Below are 17,068 nucleotides of genomic sequence, written 5' to 3' on the forward strand. Positions count from 1 at the left end.
AGGCGGACCGCCCTCAGTCGGCCACGCCGGCGGCCGAGATCACCTTGTCGATGGAGACGCGCACGAGGAGCTCGCCGGGAACGGCGTTGCGGCGGCCGAAGGCCTCGCCGTGCTCCTCTCCCATGTAGCGGGCGCCGATCCTGGTCGACCAGGGGAGCATCGCGTCCAGGTCCTCGCTGATCTCGGCCCGGCCCTGGAGGACGGCGTAGGAGAAGGGCGGCCGGTCGTCGTCCACGCAGAGGGCGACGCGGCCGTCACGGGCCAGATTGCGCCCCTTGACGGTGTCCTTCCCGGTGTTGAACACGAAGGAGTCGCCGTCGAGAACGAACCAGATGGGAGCGATGTGAGGGCTTCCGTCCTCACGGACGGTGGACAGTTTCCCGGTGCGGGTGGAGTGGGAGACGAACGCCCGCCATTCCTCTTGAGTCATCTTCTTCACCATGGGTCCATCCTCCTTGCCCGAAAGCCGCTGGTGGGGAAGGCTGGCGGCACGACTATGCGGGGTGGGGCGCGGCCGGTTCGGCCGCGTCGACGGGGAGGGACTGTATATGGCGCTGGACAAGCAGCTGGACTGGCTGCTGGACGACTTGACGCGGCGGGTGCAGCAGGTGCGGCACGCGGTGGTGCTCTCCAACGACGGTCTGGTGACGGGCGCGAGCGCGGGACTGGCACGGGAGGACGCGGAGCACCTGGCGGCGGTCGCGGCGGGGCTGCAGAGCCTGGCGAAGGGCTCGGGGCGGCACTTCCGGGCGGGTGAGGTCCGTCAGACGATGGTCGAGTACGACGACGGGGTCCTCTTCGTCATGGCGGCGGGTGCGGGCAGCTGCCTGTGCGTGCTGAGCGCCTCCGAGGCCGATATCGGGCACGTGGCATACGAGATGACGCTGCTGGTCAACCGGGTGGGGGAGCACCTGGGTGTCGCGGAGCGGCGGATCACCGGCGGCTAGGGGGCGTAGTTCGCGTTTTCCGGGTTGTCCACAGGCGCTGCGCACTGTCGTAGCTCTGAGTTACGTTCTTCACACACAGTAATCACTCTGGTGGGGAGAGCGTGATGACGCAGATGACGCAGATGACGCAGGCGATGAGCGCGGTGACGGCGACGGCGGTGCCGAGGGCGGAGTCCGCGCCCGCAGGGTGCGCAGAGGTCGCCGGGCTGATGGGCGGTGGACGAGCCGCCGACGAACTGGGGCTGAGCCGCAGTGAGTTCGCCCGCGCCGTCCAGCTGGGCCTGGTGCGGGCGGGACCCCAGGGGCCCGCCGGGGCCGCGCGGTACACCCGGACCGAGCTCGACCGGGTCCGGTCGGCCGAGGGGTTCCCGGACGCGCTGCACGAGCGGGTGGAGACGGTCGCGGGAGCGGAGGCCGCGGCCGCCGTCCTGGGGGTCGGCCCGAGCCGGTTCACCCGGCTCGCACGCTGCGGCCACCTCACTCCGGTGGGATACCGGATCAACCGCTACCGGGCGGTGGTGTGGCTCTATCTGACCGCGGAACTACGGGACTTCGCGGCCCGCGAGCCCGGAATGCTGCGGGGGAGCGCCCCGCCGGCGGACCGGGAGCTGATGGCGGCCAGGGCCGACCTGCGCCCCCGGAAGTGGCGCGAACGGCACGTCGGGCTGTTGCTGAGACGGACCGCCGACCCCTGGGAGCGGGCTGCCGTACTGGCCTCCGTGCTCCCCGAGGACGACGTGCGCGCGATCGTGCCCGACGCGGCGGAGCGCATCCTGCTCTGCGCGCTCGCCCCGCCCCCGCCCTACGGGCACCCGCAGGTTCCGGCGGCCGCCGAGGTGGCGACCCGGCTGCTGCGGGCCGGCTCACCGGACGAGACCGGCTGGTACCGCACCAGCCTCGACTTCGCTCTGACCGGAGCGAGGGGTCAGTCGAAGTCGACGGGGGAGAGGGGGCCCACGTAGACCCAGGCCCCGTTGTCCCGGGCGAAGGAACTGTGCTCGTGCAGGGAGCCGGTGTGCCGGCCCTCGCGGTAGTGCGCCCGGAACTCCACCGAGCCCTCCGTCTCGAACATCCCGCCGCGCTCGGTGGCCAGGATCTCCAGCCGTTCCCAGCGCTGCCCGGGATCCAGGTCGAGCACGCCCGGCCGGGTCGACGGGTGCCAGGAGCGCAGGAGATAGGCGGTGTCGCCGACGGCGAAGGCGCTGAAGCGGGAGCGCATCAGCAGCTCGGCGGTGGGAGCCTGCCGCTCGCCGGAGTGGAAGCGGCCGCAGCACTCCGCGTAGGCGGCGGGCAGCCCGCAGGGGCAGGGGCAGGGGACGGCGCGAGCGGGAGCCGGGGTGGGCATGGAAACACTCAGTTCTTCGGGGAGGGGAGGGGTAGGGGGCGGAGGGACTACTGCGGGGACACGGCCGGCTTGGAGGCCTTGGCGCCGTACGGGCGGAAGAGCCCTTCCTGGACCACCGACACCAGCAGCTTGCCCTCGAGGTCGTAGATGCGACCGCGTGCCAGGCCCCGGCCGCCGTGCGCGATGGGCGACTCCTGGTCGTACAGGAACCACTCGTCCGCCCGGAACGGCCGGTGGAACCACATGGCGTGGTCGAGGGAGGCCATGTCGAAACCGCGCATGCCCCACAGGGGCTCCACGGGGATGCGCACGGCGTCGAGGAGGGTCATGTCACTGGCGTAGGTGAGGGCGCAGGTGTGCACGAGCGGGTCGTCGCCCAGCGGGCCGACGGCGCGCATCCACACCGCGCTGCGCGGATCGGCGTCCTTGAGCTCCTCGGGGGTCCAGCGGAGCCGGTCCACGTAGCGGATGTCGAAGGGCTGGCGGCGGGCCATCCGCTCCAGCGCCTCCGGCAGCGTGCCCAGGTGCTCGCGGATCTCGTCCACGACCTTCGGGAGCGTGTCCGGGTGCGGGAAGTCGAGGCGGGGAGGCAGCTGGTGCTCGATGCTGCCCTCCTCCGGCTGATGGAAGGAGGCGGTCAGATTGAAGATGGTCTTGCCCTGCTGGACCGCGGTGACCCGGCGGGTGGTGAAGGAGCGCCCGTCGCGCACCCGCTCCACCTGGTACACGATCGGCACTCCGGGGATGCCGGGGCGCAGGAAGTACGAATGGAGGGAGTGGACGGGCCGGTCGCCCTCGGTGGTGCGGCCGGCCGCCACCAGCGCCTGGCCGGCGACCTGGCCGCCGAAGACGCGCTGGAGGGACTCCTGGGGACTGGCGCCCCGGAAGATGTTGACCTCGATCTGCTCCAGGTCGAGCAGATCGACCAGCCTCTCGGCGGGGTTCGTCATCAGAGGATCTCCACGGTCGGGCCCGGCCGCCGCGAGGGCGCCGGTCGGTTGCGGGTCGGGGGTCGGTTGCGGGGCGGATGCCCGCGCGGGCGGAGCCGGAGGGAGGTCAGAGCTGGCCGAGTTCGCCGACCGAGGTGACGCGCAGGACCGCCCGGCCCTCCTCGTCGGAGGCGGCGAGGTCCACCTCGGCGCTGATGCCCCAGCCATGGTCCCCGTTGGGGTCGGCGAAGGTCTGCCGGACGCGCCACAGGCCGTGCGCCGGGTCCTCCTCGATCTGGAGCAGCTTGGGGCCGCGCGCGTCGGGGCCCGTGCCCAGGTCGTCGTACTCGTCCCAGTAGCCGTCCATGGCCTCGCCCCAGGCGTCGGCGTCCCAGCCGGAGTCGCCGTCCAGCTCGCCCAGCACGTTGACGTGGTCCAGGGCCGCCAGCTCGACCCGGCGGAACATGGCGTTGCGGACCAGGACGCGGAAGGCGCGGGCGTTCGCGGTGACCGGCTTGACCTGGTCGGCCTTCTCCTGGGCCTGCTCCGCCGTCTCCACCTCCGGGTTCGCCAGCTGCTCCCACTCGTCGAGCAGGCTGGAGTCGACCTGGCGGACCAGCTCGCCGAGCCACTCGATCAGGTCCTGGAGGTCCTCGGACTTGAGGTCGTCGGGGATGGTGTGGTCCAGGGCCTTGAAGGCGCTCGCCAGGTAGCGCAGCACGATGCCCTCGGTGCGCGCCAGCTCGTAGTACGAGGTGAACTCGGTGAAGGTCATCGCGCGTTCGTACATGTCGCGGATGATCGACTTCGGGGAGACGGGGTGGTCGCGGACCCACGGGTGGCTCTTGCTGTACACGTCGTAGGCGTGCAGGAGCAGCTCTTCGAGGGGCTTGGGATAGGTGATCTCCTGGAGCCGCTCCATCCGCTCCTCGTACTCGACCCCGTCGGCCTTCATCGCGCCCACGGCCATGCCGCGTTCCTTGTTCTGCTGGGCGGCGAGGATCTGGCGCGGGTCGTCCAGCGTGGACTCCACCACCGAGACCATGTCCAGCGCGTAGGAGGGGGACTCCGGGTCCAGCAGGTCGAAGGAGGCCAGCGCGAAGGTGGACAGCGGCTGGTTCAGCGCGAAGTCCTGCTGGAGGTCGACGGTCAGCCGGATCGTGCGGCCCTCGGCGTCCGGGGTGTCGAGCTTCTCGACGACACCGCCGTCCAGCAGCGAGCGGTAGATGGCGATGGCCCGGCGGATGTGGCGCAGCTGGGCCTTGCGCGGCTCGTGGTTGTCCTCGAGCAGGTGGCGCATGGCCTTGAAGGCGTCGCCGGGCCGGGCGATGACCGACAGGAGCATGATGTTGGTGACCTTGAAGCGCGAGGTCAGCGCCTCCGGGTCGGCGGCGATGAGCTTCTCGAAGGTGGTGTCCGACCAGGCCACGAAGCCCTCGGGGGCCTTCTTGCGGACCACCTTGCGGCGCTTCTTCGGGTCGTCGCCCGCCTTGGCGAGGGCCTTCTCGTTCTCGATGACGTGCTCGGGCGCCTGGGCCACCACATAGCCGGCGGTGTCGAAGCCGGCCCGGCCGGCGCGGCCGGCGATCTGGTGGAACTCGCGGGCGCGCAGCGTGCGGACCCGGGTGCCGTCGTACTTGGTCAGCGCCGTGAACAGCACGGTGCGGATCGGGACGTTGACGCCGACGCCGAGGGTGTCGGTGCCGCAGATGACCTTCAGCAGACCGGCCTGGGCCAGCTTCTCCACCAGGCGGCGGTACTTGGGCAGCATGCCCGCGTGGTGCACGCCGATGCCGTGGCGGACGTAACGCGAGAGGTTCTGGCCGAACTTGGTGGTGAAGCGGAAGTTGCCGATCAGCTCGGCGATCTTGTCCTTCTCCTCGCGGGTGCACATGTTGATGCTCATCAGCGACTGCGCCCGTTCGACCGCCTGGGCCTGGGTGAAGTGCACGATGTAGACCGGCGCCTGCCGGGTCTCCAGCAGCTCGGTGATGGTGTCGGTGATCGGCGTCGTGACGTACTCGTACGACAGCGGGACGGGCCGGGTCGCGGAGCGGACCATCGAGGTGGGACGGCCGGTGCGCCGGGTCAGGTCCTCCTCGAACCGCTTCATGTCGCCGAGCGTCGCCGACATCAGGATGAACTGCGCCTGCGGCAGCTCCAGGATCGGGATCTGCCAGGCCCAGCCGCGGTCCGGCTCGGCGTAGAAGTGGAACTCGTCCATCACGACCTGGCCGATGTCGGCGTACTTGCCGTCGCGCAGGGCGATCGAGGCCAGCACCTCGGCGGTGCAGCAGATCACCGGGGCGTCCGAGTTCACCGAGGCGTCGCCGGTCAGCATGCCGACGTTCTCGGTGCCGAAGAGCTTGCACAGGTCGAAGAACTTCTCCGAGACCAGCGCCTTGATCGGCGCGGTGTAGAAGGTGACCTTGTCCTGGGCCAGGGCCGTGAAGTGCGCGCCCGCCGCCACCAGGCTCTTGCCGGAGCCGGTCGGGGTGGAAAGGATCACGTTCGCGCCGGTGACCACCTCCATCAGCGCCTCCTCCTGAGCCGGGTACAGGGTGATGCCCTGGTCCTCCGCCCACGAGGAGAAAGCCTCGAAGAGGGCGTCGGGGTCGGCGTTCGGCGGGAGCTGATCAATGAGGGTCACACCCCCCATCTTGCCTGGCTTCCGCCCGGATCAGGGAACCGGCGGACAGAAGGAAGATCATCGGCGGTACGCTGTGCCGTCGATGCGGCCCGAACGACACCGTCAACAGGGCCCGACCAGCACACCACCGGGGCGGGGAACGACCATGATGGGTCCGGCGCACTCACTGTCCGGCGCAGCGGCCTGGCTCGGGGTGGGCGCCGCGGCGGCCGCCTACGGGCACGCGATGCCCTGGCCCGTCCTCGTCGTCGGCGCGCTGATCTGCGCCGGAGCCGCCCTCGCCCCCGACCTGGACCACAAGTCGGCCACGATCTCCCGCGCCTTCGGTCCGCTCTCCCGGGGCCTGTGCGAGGTGGTCGACAAGATCTCCTACGGGGTCTACAAAGCCACCCGGGCCCCGCGCGACGCCCGCCGCACCGGGGGCCACCGCACCCTGACTCACACCTGGCTCTGGGCCGTCCTGATCGGCGCCGGTTCGTCCGCGATCGCCGTCACCGCGGACCGGTGGGGCGTCCTCGCGCTCCTCTTCATCCACCTGGTCCTCGCCGTCGAAGGCCTGCTGTGGCGGGCCGCCCGCATGTCCAGCGACGTCCTGGTCTGGCTGCTCGGCGCGACCAGCGCCTGGATACTGGCCGGTGTGCTCGACCAGCCCGGCAACGGCTCCGACTGGCTCTTCACCGCCCCCGGCCAGGAATACCTGTGGCTGGGCCTGCCCATCGTGCTCGGCGCCCTCGTCCACGACATCGGTGACGCCCTGACCGTCTCCGGCTGCCCGATCCTCTGGCCCCTGCCCATCGCGGGCAAGCGCTGGTACCCGATCGGCCCGCCGAAGATGATGCGCTTCCGCGCCGGCAGCTGGGTGGAGCTCAAGGTCCTCATGCCGGTGTTCATGCTCCTGGGCGGAGTCGGCGGAGCCTCCGCCCTCGGCTTCTTCTGACGACTCGACCACCTGTCTGCCCGCCCGCCCGGCGGCCGTAGCCTGGCCGGATGCCCGATGACATCCTCGCCCTGTGGCCCCTCGCGCCGGCCGCCGAGACCGATTGGCTCGCCGAGCTCGCCGACGACGACGGCCTCACCGGCTACGAGGTACCCGGCCGCCCCGACGCCGCCTGGGTGCTGGGCGGCATGTACGAGCGCGGCCCGGCCGCCGGGGATTCGGTCAACGACGGCCAGGGCAGGGACGAGCATCCGGGCCCGGGCTGGGAGCGGCTGCGCTGGGCGGAGCTGGCCTCCCGGCTCGGTGATCCGGTCGTGCCGCAGGACGTCTATCCCTGCTTCCGCTGCTTCCCGTCGACGAAGAGCCGAAGCCACCTCCTCGGCACCATGGAATGGCCCGCCGAGGGCAGCCTCGACCGGCCCACGTGGGACCAGCTGATCCGCTTCCTCACCGCACACAGCCCCGGGGGAGCGGACACCCCCTGCCTGGCGTACTACAACCCGTTGGTCATGCAGGACTTCGACACCAGGCACGTGCGCTCGGGCCGGCTGGGCGCGGCGGGGGCCCTCTTCGACAACCCCGATGTCCTCTACACGCCCACCAACCTGTGGGCCGCGGACCGCTCCTGGGTCGTCCTCACCGACTACGACCTCTGGGGTTCCAAGGTCTGCGGCCCCCGTCCGCTCGTGGAGGCGCTGCTCGCGGACCCCGAGATCGAGGCCGTCCGCCTGCCCTGGACCACGTAGAAGAGGTCCGGGGCGGGCGGGGGCCGCACCCGGTCAGCCGTGCCAGGAGCGCCACAGGGCGGCGTACGCCCCGTCCGCCTCGACCAGGGCGTCGTGCGAGCCGAGCTCGGTGATGCGGCCGCCCTCGACCACCGCGATCACGTCCGCGTCGTGCGCGGTGTGCAGCCGGTGCGCGATCGCGATCACCGTGCGGCCGTCCAGCACCCGGGCCAGCGAGCGCTCCAAGTGCCGTGCCGCGCGCGGGTCCAGCAGCGATGTGGCCTCGTCCAGCACCAGCGTGTGCGGATCGGCCAGCACCAGCCGGGCCAGCGCGATCTGCTGCGCCTGCGCCGGGGTCAGCGCCGCCGAGCCCGAGCCGACCTCGGTGTCCAGACCGGCGTCCAGCGCCCGCGCCCAGTCCTCGGCGTCGACGGCGCCGAGCGCCGCCCACAGCTCGCCGTCACCGGCCTCCGTGCGCGCGAGGCGCAGGTTGTCCCGCAGGGAGCCCACGAACACGTGGTGTTCCTGGTTGACCAGGGCCACGTGCTCGCGCACCCGTTCCGCGGGCATCTGCGACAGCTGCGCCCCGCCGAGGGTGATCTCGCCGGTCCGCGGTGCGTAGATGCCCGCCAGGAGCCGGCCCAGTGTGGACTTGCCGGCGCCCGAGGGCCCGACCAGCGCCATCCGGGTGCCCGGCGGCACCGACATCGACACCTGGTGCAGGACGTCGACGCCCTCGCGGTACCCGAAGTGCACCTGGTCCGCCCGGACGTCCCTGCCGTCCGGGGAGACACCCGCGTCGCCCGCGTCGGGTTCGATCTCCCGCACGCCCACCAGCCGGGCCAGCGAGACCTGCGCGATCTGCAGCTCGTCGTACCAGCGCAGGATCAGACCGATCGGGTCGACCATCATCTGCGCCAGCAGGGCGCCCGTGGTCAGCTGCCCCACGGACATCCAGCCCTGGATCACGCAGTACCCGCCGATCATCAGCACGGAGCCGAGGATCGTCACGTAGGTGACGTTGACGACCGGGAAGAGGACCGTCCGCAGGAACAGCGTGTACCGCTCCCACGCCGTCCACTCCTTGATCCGCCGCTCCGACAGCTCGATCCGGCGCCCGCCGAGGCGGTGCGCCTCGATGGTGCGGCCCGCGTCCACCGTCTCGGTGAGCACGGCCGCGACCGCCGCGTACCCGGCCGCCTCGGAACGGTAGGCCCGGGGGGCCCGCTTGAAGTACCAGCGGCAGCCGACCACCAGTACCGGCAGCGCCACCAGCGCGGCGAGCGCCAGCGGCGGCGCGGTCACCGCGAGCGCCCCGTAGAGCAGGCCCGCCCACACCACGCCGATGGCCAGCTGCGGGACGGCCTCGCGCATCGCGTTGGCCAGCCGGTCGATGTCCGTGGTGATCCGCGACAGCAGGTCACCGGTTCCCGCACGCTCCAGCACGCCCGGCGGCAGGCCCACCGACCGCACGAGGAAGTCCTCGCGCAGATCGGCCAGCATCTCCTCGCCGAGCATCGCCCCGCGCAGCCGGACCAGCCGCACGAACACGGTCTGGATGCCGAGCGCCAGGGCGAACAGCAGCCCCACCCGGCCCAGATGGAGCTCGCGGGCCCCCTCCGAGAGCCGGTCCACGACCTGGCCCAGCAGGTACGGGCCGACCATGGAGGAGATCACCGCGACCGTGTTGACCCCCACCAGGACCAGGAAGGCCCGCCGGTGGCGGCGGAACAGGCCGCGCACGTAGCCCCGTACCGTCGCGGAGCTGCCCACGGGCAGGGTCGCGGCCGTTTCCGGGGCGGCCGGATCGTAGTCCGGCGGCGCCACGCCGATCATGCGGATTCCTCGATCTCTGTCAGTACGGATTCCAGCCGCGGGAGCCGCTGTTCTTCCTCGGTCTCGCGGGTGACGACCGCCCGGTAGCGCGGGTCACCGTGCAGCAGCTCGCGGTGCGTGCCGCTCGCCGCCGCCTTGCCCTCGTGGATCAGGACGACCCGGTCGGCACGGTCCAGCAGCAGCGGCGAGGAAGCCAGTACCACCGTCGTGCGACCGGAGCGCAGCGCCGAGATCCCCTCCGCGATCCGGGCCTCGGTGTGCGAGTCGACCGCCGAGGTCGGCTCGTCCAGCACCAGCACCTCGGGGTCGGTCACCAGGGACCGCGCCAGCGCCAGCCGCTGGCGCTGCCCGCCGGACAGCGAGCGGCCGCGCTCGGTGATCCGGGCGTCCATCGGGTCGTCCACCCCGTCCGGGGCGGACTGCAGCAGGGCGTCCATCACGTCCGCGCACTGGGCCGATGCGAGCGCCGCAGACGGTGCGACCGCTCCGGACGCCGGTACGTCGAACAGCTCGCGCAGCGTCCCGGACAGCAGGACCGGATCCTTGTCCTGTACGAGGACCAGCGTGCGCGCGGTGCCGAGCGTGAGCTCGTCCAGCGCGACCCCGCCCAGGAGGACGGAGGGCCCGGCCGCCGCGTCCATCGGGTGTCCGCCCAGGCGCTCGGCTAGCCGGCCCGCCAGGTCGGGGTCCCCGCAGACCACGGCGGTGAACCGGCCCGACGGGACCAGCAGCCCGGTCTCCGGGTCGTACAGGTCTCCGCCGGCGGCCGGGGCCTGCACCGCCTCGGTGGCGACGACCGGCTCCGCGGCCGTCTCCGGCTCCGCACCGGCCTCCGCCGGTGCGCCGCTCCGGGTCAGCGACAGCACCCGGGCGGCCCGTTTGGCGGAGGGGCGGGAGAAGGAGTACGCCATGGCGATCTCCTCGAAGTGCCGCAGCGGGTAGAGCATGGTCGCCACCGCGCTGAAGGCGGCGACGAGTTCACCGACGTCCAGCCGGCCGTCCAGGACGAGCGCGGACCCGTACCAGACCACCGTGACCAGCAGCGCGCCCGGCAGCAGCACCTGGATCGCGGAGATCAGCGCCCACATCCGGGCACTGTGCACCGCTGCCTCGCGGACCTGCTGCGAGGCCTCGCGGTAGCGCCCGAGGAAGAGTTCCTCGCCGCCGATGCCGCGCAGCACCCGCAGTCCCGCCACGGTGTCCGAGGCCAGTTCGGTGGCCTTGCCCGCCTTCTCCCGCTGCACGTCGGCGCGTCGGGTGGCGCGCGGCAGCAGCGGCAGGACGGCCAGGGCGAGCACCGGCATGCCGATGGCCACGACCACGCCGATCGTGGGCGCGTAGAACAGCAGGACGACACAGCCGATGACCAGGGTCAGGGCGGCGGCCAGGAAGCGGGAGACCGCCTCGACGAACCAGCCGATCTTCTCCACGTCGCCCGTGGACACGGCCACCACCTCGCCCGCCGCGACCCGCCGGGTCAGGGCGGAACCGAGTTCGGCGGTCTTGCGGGCGAGCAGCTGCTGGACCCGGGCGGCGGCGGTGATCCAGTTGGTGACGGCCGTACGGTGCAGCATCGCGTCGCCGACCGAGATCGCGACGCCGAGCAGCGCGATCAGGCCGCCGACCCACAGCAGCCGGGCGCCGTCGCGGTCCACGACCGCGTCGATGCCCAGGCCCACGGTGTACGGCAGCCCCGCGATGCCGCCGAAGTGCAGGAGCCCCCAGCACAGGCTTTTGGCCTGTCCGCCGAGTTGGCCCCGCCCCAGCCACCAGAGGAAGCGGGGGCCGGAGCGAGCGTCGGGTACCCCTGGGTCCGGATACGGAAGATCGCTGATCTGCATGACGCCCCATGACTGGTCGAGTGTTCCAAACCGTGCAAGGTTCGCGTTCCGGACCGGTCCGGGGCAATCGATTTTCCGTTGGCCACGGCTCTTCGCAGCAGGGTCTGCTCACCGGGCGAACGAGCCGGAGCCCGGCGCGCCGAAGCGGGTCCGGTGTCCGCTGTCAAGACACGAATTCCCGAGACATGACCGGCGGTCTTTCGATCATGCCTAGTGGAAAGCGACCCTTCACTCCGTATGACGGCTTGGGAGAGACGCATGGCGACACACCCCGAGATCGCGCGCTGGGCGGCCGCCGACCGAATGCCGGAGGAATGCGACGGCATCTCGCTCGCCCGGTCCGTCACGGAACAGGTGCGGAGGACAGGGAAGCATTTCCTTTCGCAGGAAACGCTCCTTCGCCTGAGTGACATCGGGCGACGGCACGGCACGAACCGTCCGTTCCTCAGCGCCTTTCTCGACTGCGCCCTCGACAAGCACGAGGGACGCTTCCAGAACCGGACCTACCTCGCGCTGCCGGTCCTGGAACTCCTCATGGACGACCGGCACGCCGCGCCGAGCGCGGACCGGATGGCGACCCTGCTGATGGCCGACGTGGTGCGTTTCGAGATCGAGGCGGCAGCCGGGTCGCCCGAGAGGCCCGGGCGGGACCGGCCGGATGGGCCGACGCTGAGCACGCGGTTGAGGCATGCCCTGCGGCTCGTGACGGGGCTCGATCGGCCGGAGGCCGACGACCTTCCGTCGCGGCTGGCGCACGCTCCCCGGTCCCGCCTCGAAGGTCTCGCCGATCGCCTGCCCCGGCCGCCGGCGACGGATCGCGCCCGGTGGTTCGACGTCACCGTCCAGCCCGTCTCCGTCGTTCACGACGAATACTTCTTCATCCGCGTCCTCCAGACCCACGAAATGCACTTCACCGCAATAGCAGCAGCCATGAAGAAGACGATCGTGGCACTCCGTGCAGGGAATCCGGAAAGCGCCGTGGAGCCCGTGGACCACGCGGTCGCAATGTTCGAGCGGGCCGCGACGCTCTTCCGCGTCGTGGCCACGATGAGGGCGGAGCAGTTCTCCGCCTTCCGGCAGTACACCCAGGGTGCCAGCGCCATTCAGTCCGAACAGTACAAACGGTTCGAGAGCCTGTGCGGGGTTCCGCCCGTACCGCGTCTGGAATCGTCCGCATTCACGAGCGTGCCGGCCGTACGGGCCGAAGTGCAGGATCCCGACCACGACACCGTCACCCGGGCCTATCTCGACCTCAGGGACGAGGGACGTGCCGACCGGGCGCGGTGGAGCCGCCTCGACATGGCGATCAGCCGTCTGGAGCGCGGGCACCAGCGGTGGAAGTCGGCACATCGAGGTCTGGCCGCACGCATGCTCGGCGACGCCCACGGTTCGGGCTACACCGACGGCGTCCCCTACCTGACGCAATGCCTGGGAAACCGACTGTTCTGGCAACTGGACACCGGCCACTGATACGCGAACCGGCCCTCATTGCGGCCGTGTTGCAGGTTCGTGGCCATCGGGACGAGGAGGTTCCCGCAGGTGGGGCCGGGCTTCTACGGTCCGTCGGGAATCACGACCAAGGAGTGCCCCGCCATGCCCCTCGACCTGTCGGACGAGAGCCAGTACGACCGCGTGCGCCTGAGGCAGTGGGTGCGCGACCGCGCCCGCTCCGCCGGGGTGGACCGCCGAGACCTGCTCAAACTGTTCGCGGCGGGAGCCGCGGCCGGCTCCCTGGGCCTGGGCGCCGCCGGAACCGCCGCGGCCGCCACCGGCGGTGCGACGACCGCCGCTGCCGCGCTGCCCGGGACCGTGAAGCCGCTGCCGCCCGAGCTGTTCACCATCCGGGGCACCAATGCGGAGACCAACTTCGCCGCCCTGCGCGGCACGGGCCCCCTGACCCCCCTCGACCGGTTCTTCGTGCGCAACCACACCGTCACCCCGCGCCTCGACGCGAACGACTGGCGGCTGAAGGTGTGGGGCGACGCACTGTCCGGCGGGCCGGTGGAATTCTCCTACGACCGGCTGCGCGCGCTGCCGGCGGTCGAGCGGACCCTGTTCATCGAGTGCGCGGGCAACGGCCGCAGCTTCTACACCACCCAGCAGGGCCAGCAGGTGAGCGGGACCGCGTGGACCCTCGGCGCGATCGGTGTGGCCCGCTGGCGCGGTGCCCGGCTGTCCGACGTCCTGAGGCAGGCGGGCCTGACCCGCGGGGCCGTGGACGTGCTGCCCCGCGGGCTGGACGACGAGGTCGTCACGAACGGGGTGAACCTGGGCCGGGTGCGGCGCCCGCTGCCCGTCTCCAAGGCCCTCGACGACGTGATCCTCGCGTACGAGATGAACGGCGAGCCGCTGCCGCCCGACCACGGCGGCCCGGTCCGCGTGGTCGTACCGAACTGGATCGGTATCTCCTCGATCAAGTGGGTCGGCGACATCGAGGTGAGCGGGCAGCCCCTCTACACACCGTGGAACACCGACCTGTACCGGCTGTTCGGGCCCGACCAGCCGCCGCAGGGCAGCGCCCCGCTGACCCGCCAGACCATCAAGAGCGCCTTCGAGCTCGAGCTGGGTGCGACCGTGCCCGTCCGCCGGACGCGGCTGCTGACCGGGCGCTCGTGGTCGGGCGCGGCGCCCGTGCACCGGGTGGAGGTCAGTACCGACGGCGGGGACCACTGGCAGCGGGCCCGGCTCCACGACGTCCCGCGCCGGGGCAGCTGGGTGCGCTGGTCATTGCCGTGGACCCCACGGACCACCGGCCCGACCGCGTTGCTGGCGCGGGCCACCGACACCACCGGACGGACCCAGCCGGCCACCGCGGCCCACAACACGCAGGGCTACCTGTTCGACGCGGTGGTGCGCCACCCGGTGAGCGTGGTCTGACCGCGCCACCCGGCCCTAGGGCCGGGTGGCGCGCTCCAGTTCCAGCAGCGCCGAGTAGTAGCTGCGGCCCGTCGCCCGGTCCATGCCCACCTCGCACATCCGGTTCGCCGACAGGTGCGCGTCGAACTGCCGCGCCGTCACCTCGGCGGCCTCGCGCGCCGTCGCCGACTCCGTCAGCTCCGGGTGCAGCATGCCGCGGTCGCCCGCGAAGGCGCAGCACCCCGTGTCGTACGGGACCACCACCTCGTCGGCGCAGGCCTCGGCCACGGTCCGCAGGTGCGCCTCGTCGTCGAGGTGCCGCATCGAACAGGTGGGGTGGAGCACCGCCGAGCCCACCGTGCGCCGCACCTCCAGGTGCGGCAGGAGCTCCTCGGCCGCCCAGACGATGGAGTCGACGATCCGCAGCTCGGCGTGGAGCGAGCGGTTGTCGTCCGTCAGGTACGGGACCACCTCGTGGGCGATGCCCAGGGTGCAGGAGGACGCGTCGACCACGAGCGGCAGTCGCCCGCCGGCCGTCCAGCCCCAGGCGGCCTCCACGATCCGGTTGGCCATCACGCGGTTGCCGGCGTCGTACCCCTTGGAGTGCCAGATCGTCGCGCAGCAGGTGCCCCGGACGTCCCCGGGGATCCACACCGGCCTGCCCGCCCGCTCCGACACCGCCACCACGGCCTCGGGCAGGGAGGGCCCGGAGGCGCCGTCGGGACCGCCGAAGATCCGGTTGACGCAGGCCGGGTAGTAGACCGCGGCGGCGCCCCCGCGCCGGGTGGCGGGCAGTGTGCGGGCCGCGGCGCCGGGGACCTGCGGCAGCCACTCCGGGACCAGGTCGGGTCGTACGATCCTGCGCGCGGCCCCCGTCACGGCCTCCAGGATCCCGTCCCCGACGGTGTCGGTGATCTTGCCGGCGGCGGCCACGGCCAGCCGCGCGGCGCCTTCGACGGCGCCGAACCGCAGGGCGGCGAGCTCGGCCGCGCGCTCCTCGCGCGGGCTGTGCCGGCGGTGGCGGAAGTCCTTCATCAGGGCGCCGGTGTCGATGCCGACGGGGCAGGCGAGCTTGCAGGTGGAGTCGCCGGCGCAGGTGTCCACGGCGTCGTACCCGTAGGCGGCGAGCAGACCGTCGAGCACGGGGGAGCCGGGCTGCTGGCGCATCATCTCCCGGCGCAGCACGATCCGCTGGCGCGGGGTGGTCGTCAGATCCTCGCTGGGGCAGGTCGGTTCGCAGAACCCGCACTCGATGCAGGGGTCGGCGACGGCCTCCACCTGCGGGATCGTCTTGAGGCCGCGCAGGTGCGCCCTGGGATCGCGGTCCAGGAGGATCCGCGGGGCGAGCACCAGGTCCGGGTCGACGACCCGCTTGGTCCGCCACATCATCTCGGTGGCCCGGGGCCCCCACTCCAATTCCAGGAAGGGGGCCATGTTCCGGCCGGTGGAGTGCTCGGCCTTCAGCGAGCCGTCGAAGCGCTCCACGGTGAGCCGGCAGAAGGCGTCCATGAACGCGGCGTACCGCTCCACGTCCGCGGGCCGGGCGGCGTCGAAGGCGAGCAGGAAGTGCAGGTTGCCGTGGGCGGCGTGCCCGGCGACGGCCGCGTCGAAGCCGTGCTCCGCCTGGAGTTCGAGGAGGGCCTCGCAGGCCTCGGCGAGCCGGGACGGGGGGACCGCGAAGTCCTCGGTGATCAGGGTGGTGCCGGAGGCGCGGGCGCCGCCGACGGCGGTGACGAAGGCCTTGCGGGCCTTCCAGTAGCCGGAGATGGTCTTGGCGTCGCGGGTGAAGGCATTGGTCACCGAGGCCACCGGGGCCACCAGGTCCAGCCCGGCCAGCACCTCGGCGGCCCGCCGCTCGTACTCCGCGCGGCCGGCCTCGTCCGGGGCCCGGAACTCCACCAGCAGCGCGGTGGTGTCCTTGGGCAGCCCGGCCCAGTCGGCGGGGACGCCCGCGACGCTCACCGAGGCGCGCAGGGTGTTGCCGTCCATCAGCTCGACGGCCAGTGCCCCCGCCTCGTTGAAGAGCGGTACGGCGGCGGCCGCGGCGGGCAGCGAGGGGAAGAAGAGCAGAGCGCTGGTGAGCTCGCGGTCCAGCGGCAGCGTGTCGAAGACGACCTCGGCGATGAAGCCGAGCGTGCCCTCGGAGCCGACCATCAGCCCGCGCAGGATCTCCACCGGGGTGGCGCCGTCGAGGTAGGCGTCGAGGCGGTAGCCGGTGGTGTTCTTGATCTCGTACTTGGCCCGGATCCGGGCCACGAGCTCCGGATCGGCCTCGATCTCCTTCTTGATCTCCATCAGGCCGTGGCACAGGGTGGGCTCGGCGTGCTCCAGCTCCTCGTCGGCGAGCGGATCGGCGGTGTCCACCACGGTGCCGCTCGGCAGCACGAAGGTGAGGGAGGACAGGGTGCGGTACGAGTTCCTCGTGGTGCCCGCGGTCATGCCGGAGGCGTTGTTGGCGACGACTCCGCCGAGGGTGCAGGCGATGGCGCTGGCCGGGTCCGGGCCGAGGATCCGGCCGTGCCGGGCGAGCGCGGCGTTGGCGCGCACGACGGTGGTGCCGGGCTGGATCCGGGCCCGCAGGCCCTCGTCGAGCACCTCGACCCCGGCCCAGTGGCGGCGGACGTCGACGAGGATGTCCTCGCCCTGGGCCTGACCGTTGAGCGAGGTCCCGGCGGCCCGGAAGACCACCTCGCGCTGCTTGCCGTGGGCGTAGGACAGTACGGCGGAGACGTCGTCGATGTCCTCTGCGATCACGACGACCTGCGGCAGGAACCGGTACGGGGAGGCGTCGGAGGCGTACCGGACCAGGTCGGAGACGCCCGAGAGCACCTTGTCGGCGCCCAGCAGCTCGGCCAGCTCGCTCCGCAGCAGCTCGGGGGTGCCCGTCGAGACGCGGTCGGGCACCCGGTCGGGGGCGGGGCCGGCGAGGGTGCGCGGGCGCAGGGCCCCCGGCTTCGGTTCCAGCAGTGGCATCTGCAGCCCCTCAACTCGCGCCGTGTCGG

13 protein-coding genes are annotated in these 17,068 nt (G+C 72.1%); 6 read left to right on the top strand and 7 right to left on the bottom strand.

The features are described from left to right. Positions 1-13: 13 nt before the first annotated feature. On the bottom strand, positions 14-442 hold the full coding sequence (locus OG898_RS26640) for a PPOX class F420-dependent oxidoreductase (RefSeq protein ID WP_266959669.1): 429 nt from the start codon (positions 440-442) through the stop codon (positions 14-16). A gap of 106 nt (positions 443-548) precedes the next feature. Between OG898_RS26640 and OG898_RS26645 the strand changes: the two genes are divergently transcribed. Beyond that, positions 549-947: a roadblock/LC7 domain-containing protein gene (locus tag OG898_RS26645; protein WP_243340556.1), complete on the top strand. Its 399-nt coding sequence runs from the start codon at positions 549-551 to the stop codon at positions 945-947. A 104-nt stretch (positions 948-1,051) separates the two neighbouring features. Then, entirely contained in the window at positions 1,052-1,909 is an 858-nt protein-coding gene (locus tag OG898_RS26650) for a DUF6397 family protein (RefSeq protein WP_266959671.1), read from the top strand. On the opposite strand, the gene OG898_RS26655 is transcribed toward OG898_RS26650, so the two are convergent. The 3 genes from OG898_RS26655 to OG898_RS26665 form a co-directional block, all read right to left on the bottom strand. Further along, on the bottom strand, positions 1,873-2,292 hold the full coding sequence (locus OG898_RS26655) for a YchJ family protein (RefSeq protein WP_266959673.1): 420 nt from the start codon (positions 2,290-2,292) through the stop codon (positions 1,873-1,875). The genes OG898_RS26650 and OG898_RS26655 overlap by 37 nt on opposite strands. A 47-nt stretch (positions 2,293-2,339) precedes the next feature. Next, on the bottom strand, positions 2,340-3,242 hold the full coding sequence (locus OG898_RS26660) for an acyl-CoA thioesterase II (protein ID WP_250745037.1): 903 nt from the start codon (positions 3,240-3,242) through the stop codon (positions 2,340-2,342). A gap of 106 nt (positions 3,243-3,348) precedes the next feature. Next, positions 3,349-5,871, bottom strand: coding sequence for an RNA helicase (locus tag OG898_RS26665; protein ID WP_250745038.1), 2,523 nt, complete (start codon positions 5,869-5,871; stop codon positions 3,349-3,351). A 145-nt stretch (positions 5,872-6,016) separates the two neighbouring features. On the opposite strand from OG898_RS26665, the gene OG898_RS26670 reads away from it, so the two are divergent. Both OG898_RS26670 and OG898_RS26675 read left to right on the top strand, forming a co-directional pair. Continuing rightward, positions 6,017-6,808, top strand: a complete 792-nt coding sequence (locus OG898_RS26670; RefSeq protein WP_266959675.1) for a metal-dependent hydrolase — start codon at positions 6,017-6,019, stop codon at positions 6,806-6,808. A gap of 50 nt (positions 6,809-6,858) precedes the next feature. Next, positions 6,859-7,554, top strand: coding sequence for a hypothetical protein (locus tag OG898_RS26675; protein WP_266959677.1), 696 nt, complete (start codon positions 6,859-6,861; stop codon positions 7,552-7,554). A 33-nt stretch (positions 7,555-7,587) separates the two neighbouring features. On the opposite strand, the gene OG898_RS26680 is transcribed toward OG898_RS26675, so the two are convergent. Both OG898_RS26680 and OG898_RS26685 read right to left on the bottom strand, forming a co-directional pair. Then, the gene (locus OG898_RS26680) at positions 7,588-9,369 is read right to left on the bottom strand and encodes an ABC transporter ATP-binding protein (RefSeq protein ID WP_250745041.1); all 1,782 of its coding nucleotides are present in this window, start codon (positions 9,367-9,369) and stop codon (positions 7,588-7,590) included. After that, the gene (locus OG898_RS26685; RefSeq protein ID WP_266959679.1) at positions 9,366-11,210 is read right to left on the bottom strand and encodes an ABC transporter ATP-binding protein; all 1,845 of its coding nucleotides are present in this window, start codon (positions 11,208-11,210) and stop codon (positions 9,366-9,368) included. Before OG898_RS26685 ends, OG898_RS26680 begins: the two co-directional genes overlap by 4 nt. Before the next feature lie 258 nt (positions 11,211-11,468). On the opposite strand from OG898_RS26685, the gene OG898_RS26690 reads away from it, so the two are divergent. Further along, positions 11,469-12,680: a tryptophan 2,3-dioxygenase family protein gene (locus OG898_RS26690; protein WP_266959681.1), complete on the top strand. Its 1,212-nt coding sequence runs from the start codon at positions 11,469-11,471 to the stop codon at positions 12,678-12,680. A gap of 123 nt (positions 12,681-12,803) precedes the next feature. Then, positions 12,804-14,087 carry a sulfite oxidase gene (locus tag OG898_RS26695; RefSeq protein WP_266959683.1) on the top strand — a complete coding sequence of 428 codons (1,284 nt, stop codon included), beginning with the start codon at positions 12,804-12,806 and terminating at the stop codon, positions 14,085-14,087. A 15-nt stretch (positions 14,088-14,102) separates the two neighbouring features. On the opposite strand, the gene OG898_RS26700 is transcribed toward OG898_RS26695, so the two are convergent. Next, complete coding sequence (locus tag OG898_RS26700) at positions 14,103-17,039, bottom strand: FAD-binding and (Fe-S)-binding domain-containing protein (protein ID WP_266959685.1); 2,937 nt, start codon at positions 17,037-17,039, stop codon at positions 14,103-14,105. Positions 17,040-17,068: the final 29 nt, after the last annotated feature.

It is taken from the genome of Streptomyces sp. NBC_00193, assembly GCF_026342735.1.
In the GTDB taxonomy this organism is placed as follows: Bacteria; Actinomycetota; Actinomycetes; order Streptomycetales; family Streptomycetaceae; genus Streptomyces; species Streptomyces stoeckheimensis.

Bases quoted from the DNA above. Each gene is read 5' to 3' on its own strand.
- OG898_RS26640 (WP_266959669.1), bottom strand. From the start codon at position 442: ATGGTGAAGAAGATGACTCAAGAGGAATGGCGGGCGTTCGTCTCCCAC.
- OG898_RS26645 (WP_243340556.1), top strand. From the start codon at position 549: ATGGCGCTGGACAAGCAGCTGGACTGGCTGCTGGACGACTTGACGCGG.
- OG898_RS26650 (WP_266959671.1), top strand. From the start codon at position 1,052: ATGACGCAGATGACGCAGATGACGCAGGCGATGAGCGCGGTGACGGCG.
- OG898_RS26655 (WP_266959673.1), bottom strand. From the start codon at position 2,292: ATGCCCACCCCGGCTCCCGCTCGCGCCGTCCCCTGCCCCTGCCCCTGC.
- OG898_RS26660 (WP_250745037.1), bottom strand. From the start codon at position 3,242: ATGACGAACCCCGCCGAGAGGCTGGTCGATCTGCTCGACCTGGAGCAG.
- OG898_RS26670 (WP_266959675.1), top strand. From the start codon at position 6,017: ATGATGGGTCCGGCGCACTCACTGTCCGGCGCAGCGGCCTGGCTCGGG.
- OG898_RS26675 (WP_266959677.1), top strand. From the start codon at position 6,859: ATGCCCGATGACATCCTCGCCCTGTGGCCCCTCGCGCCGGCCGCCGAG.
- OG898_RS26680 (WP_250745041.1), bottom strand. From the start codon at position 9,369: ATGATCGGCGTGGCGCCGCCGGACTACGATCCGGCCGCCCCGGAAACG.
- OG898_RS26685 (WP_266959679.1), bottom strand. From the start codon at position 11,210: ATGCAGATCAGCGATCTTCCGTATCCGGACCCAGGGGTACCCGACGCT.
- OG898_RS26690 (WP_266959681.1), top strand. From the start codon at position 11,469: ATGGCGACACACCCCGAGATCGCGCGCTGGGCGGCCGCCGACCGAATG.
- OG898_RS26695 (WP_266959683.1), top strand. From the start codon at position 12,804: ATGCCCCTCGACCTGTCGGACGAGAGCCAGTACGACCGCGTGCGCCTG.
- OG898_RS26700 (WP_266959685.1), bottom strand. From the start codon at position 17,039: ATGCCACTGCTGGAACCGAAGCCGGGGGCCCTGCGCCCGCGCACCCTC.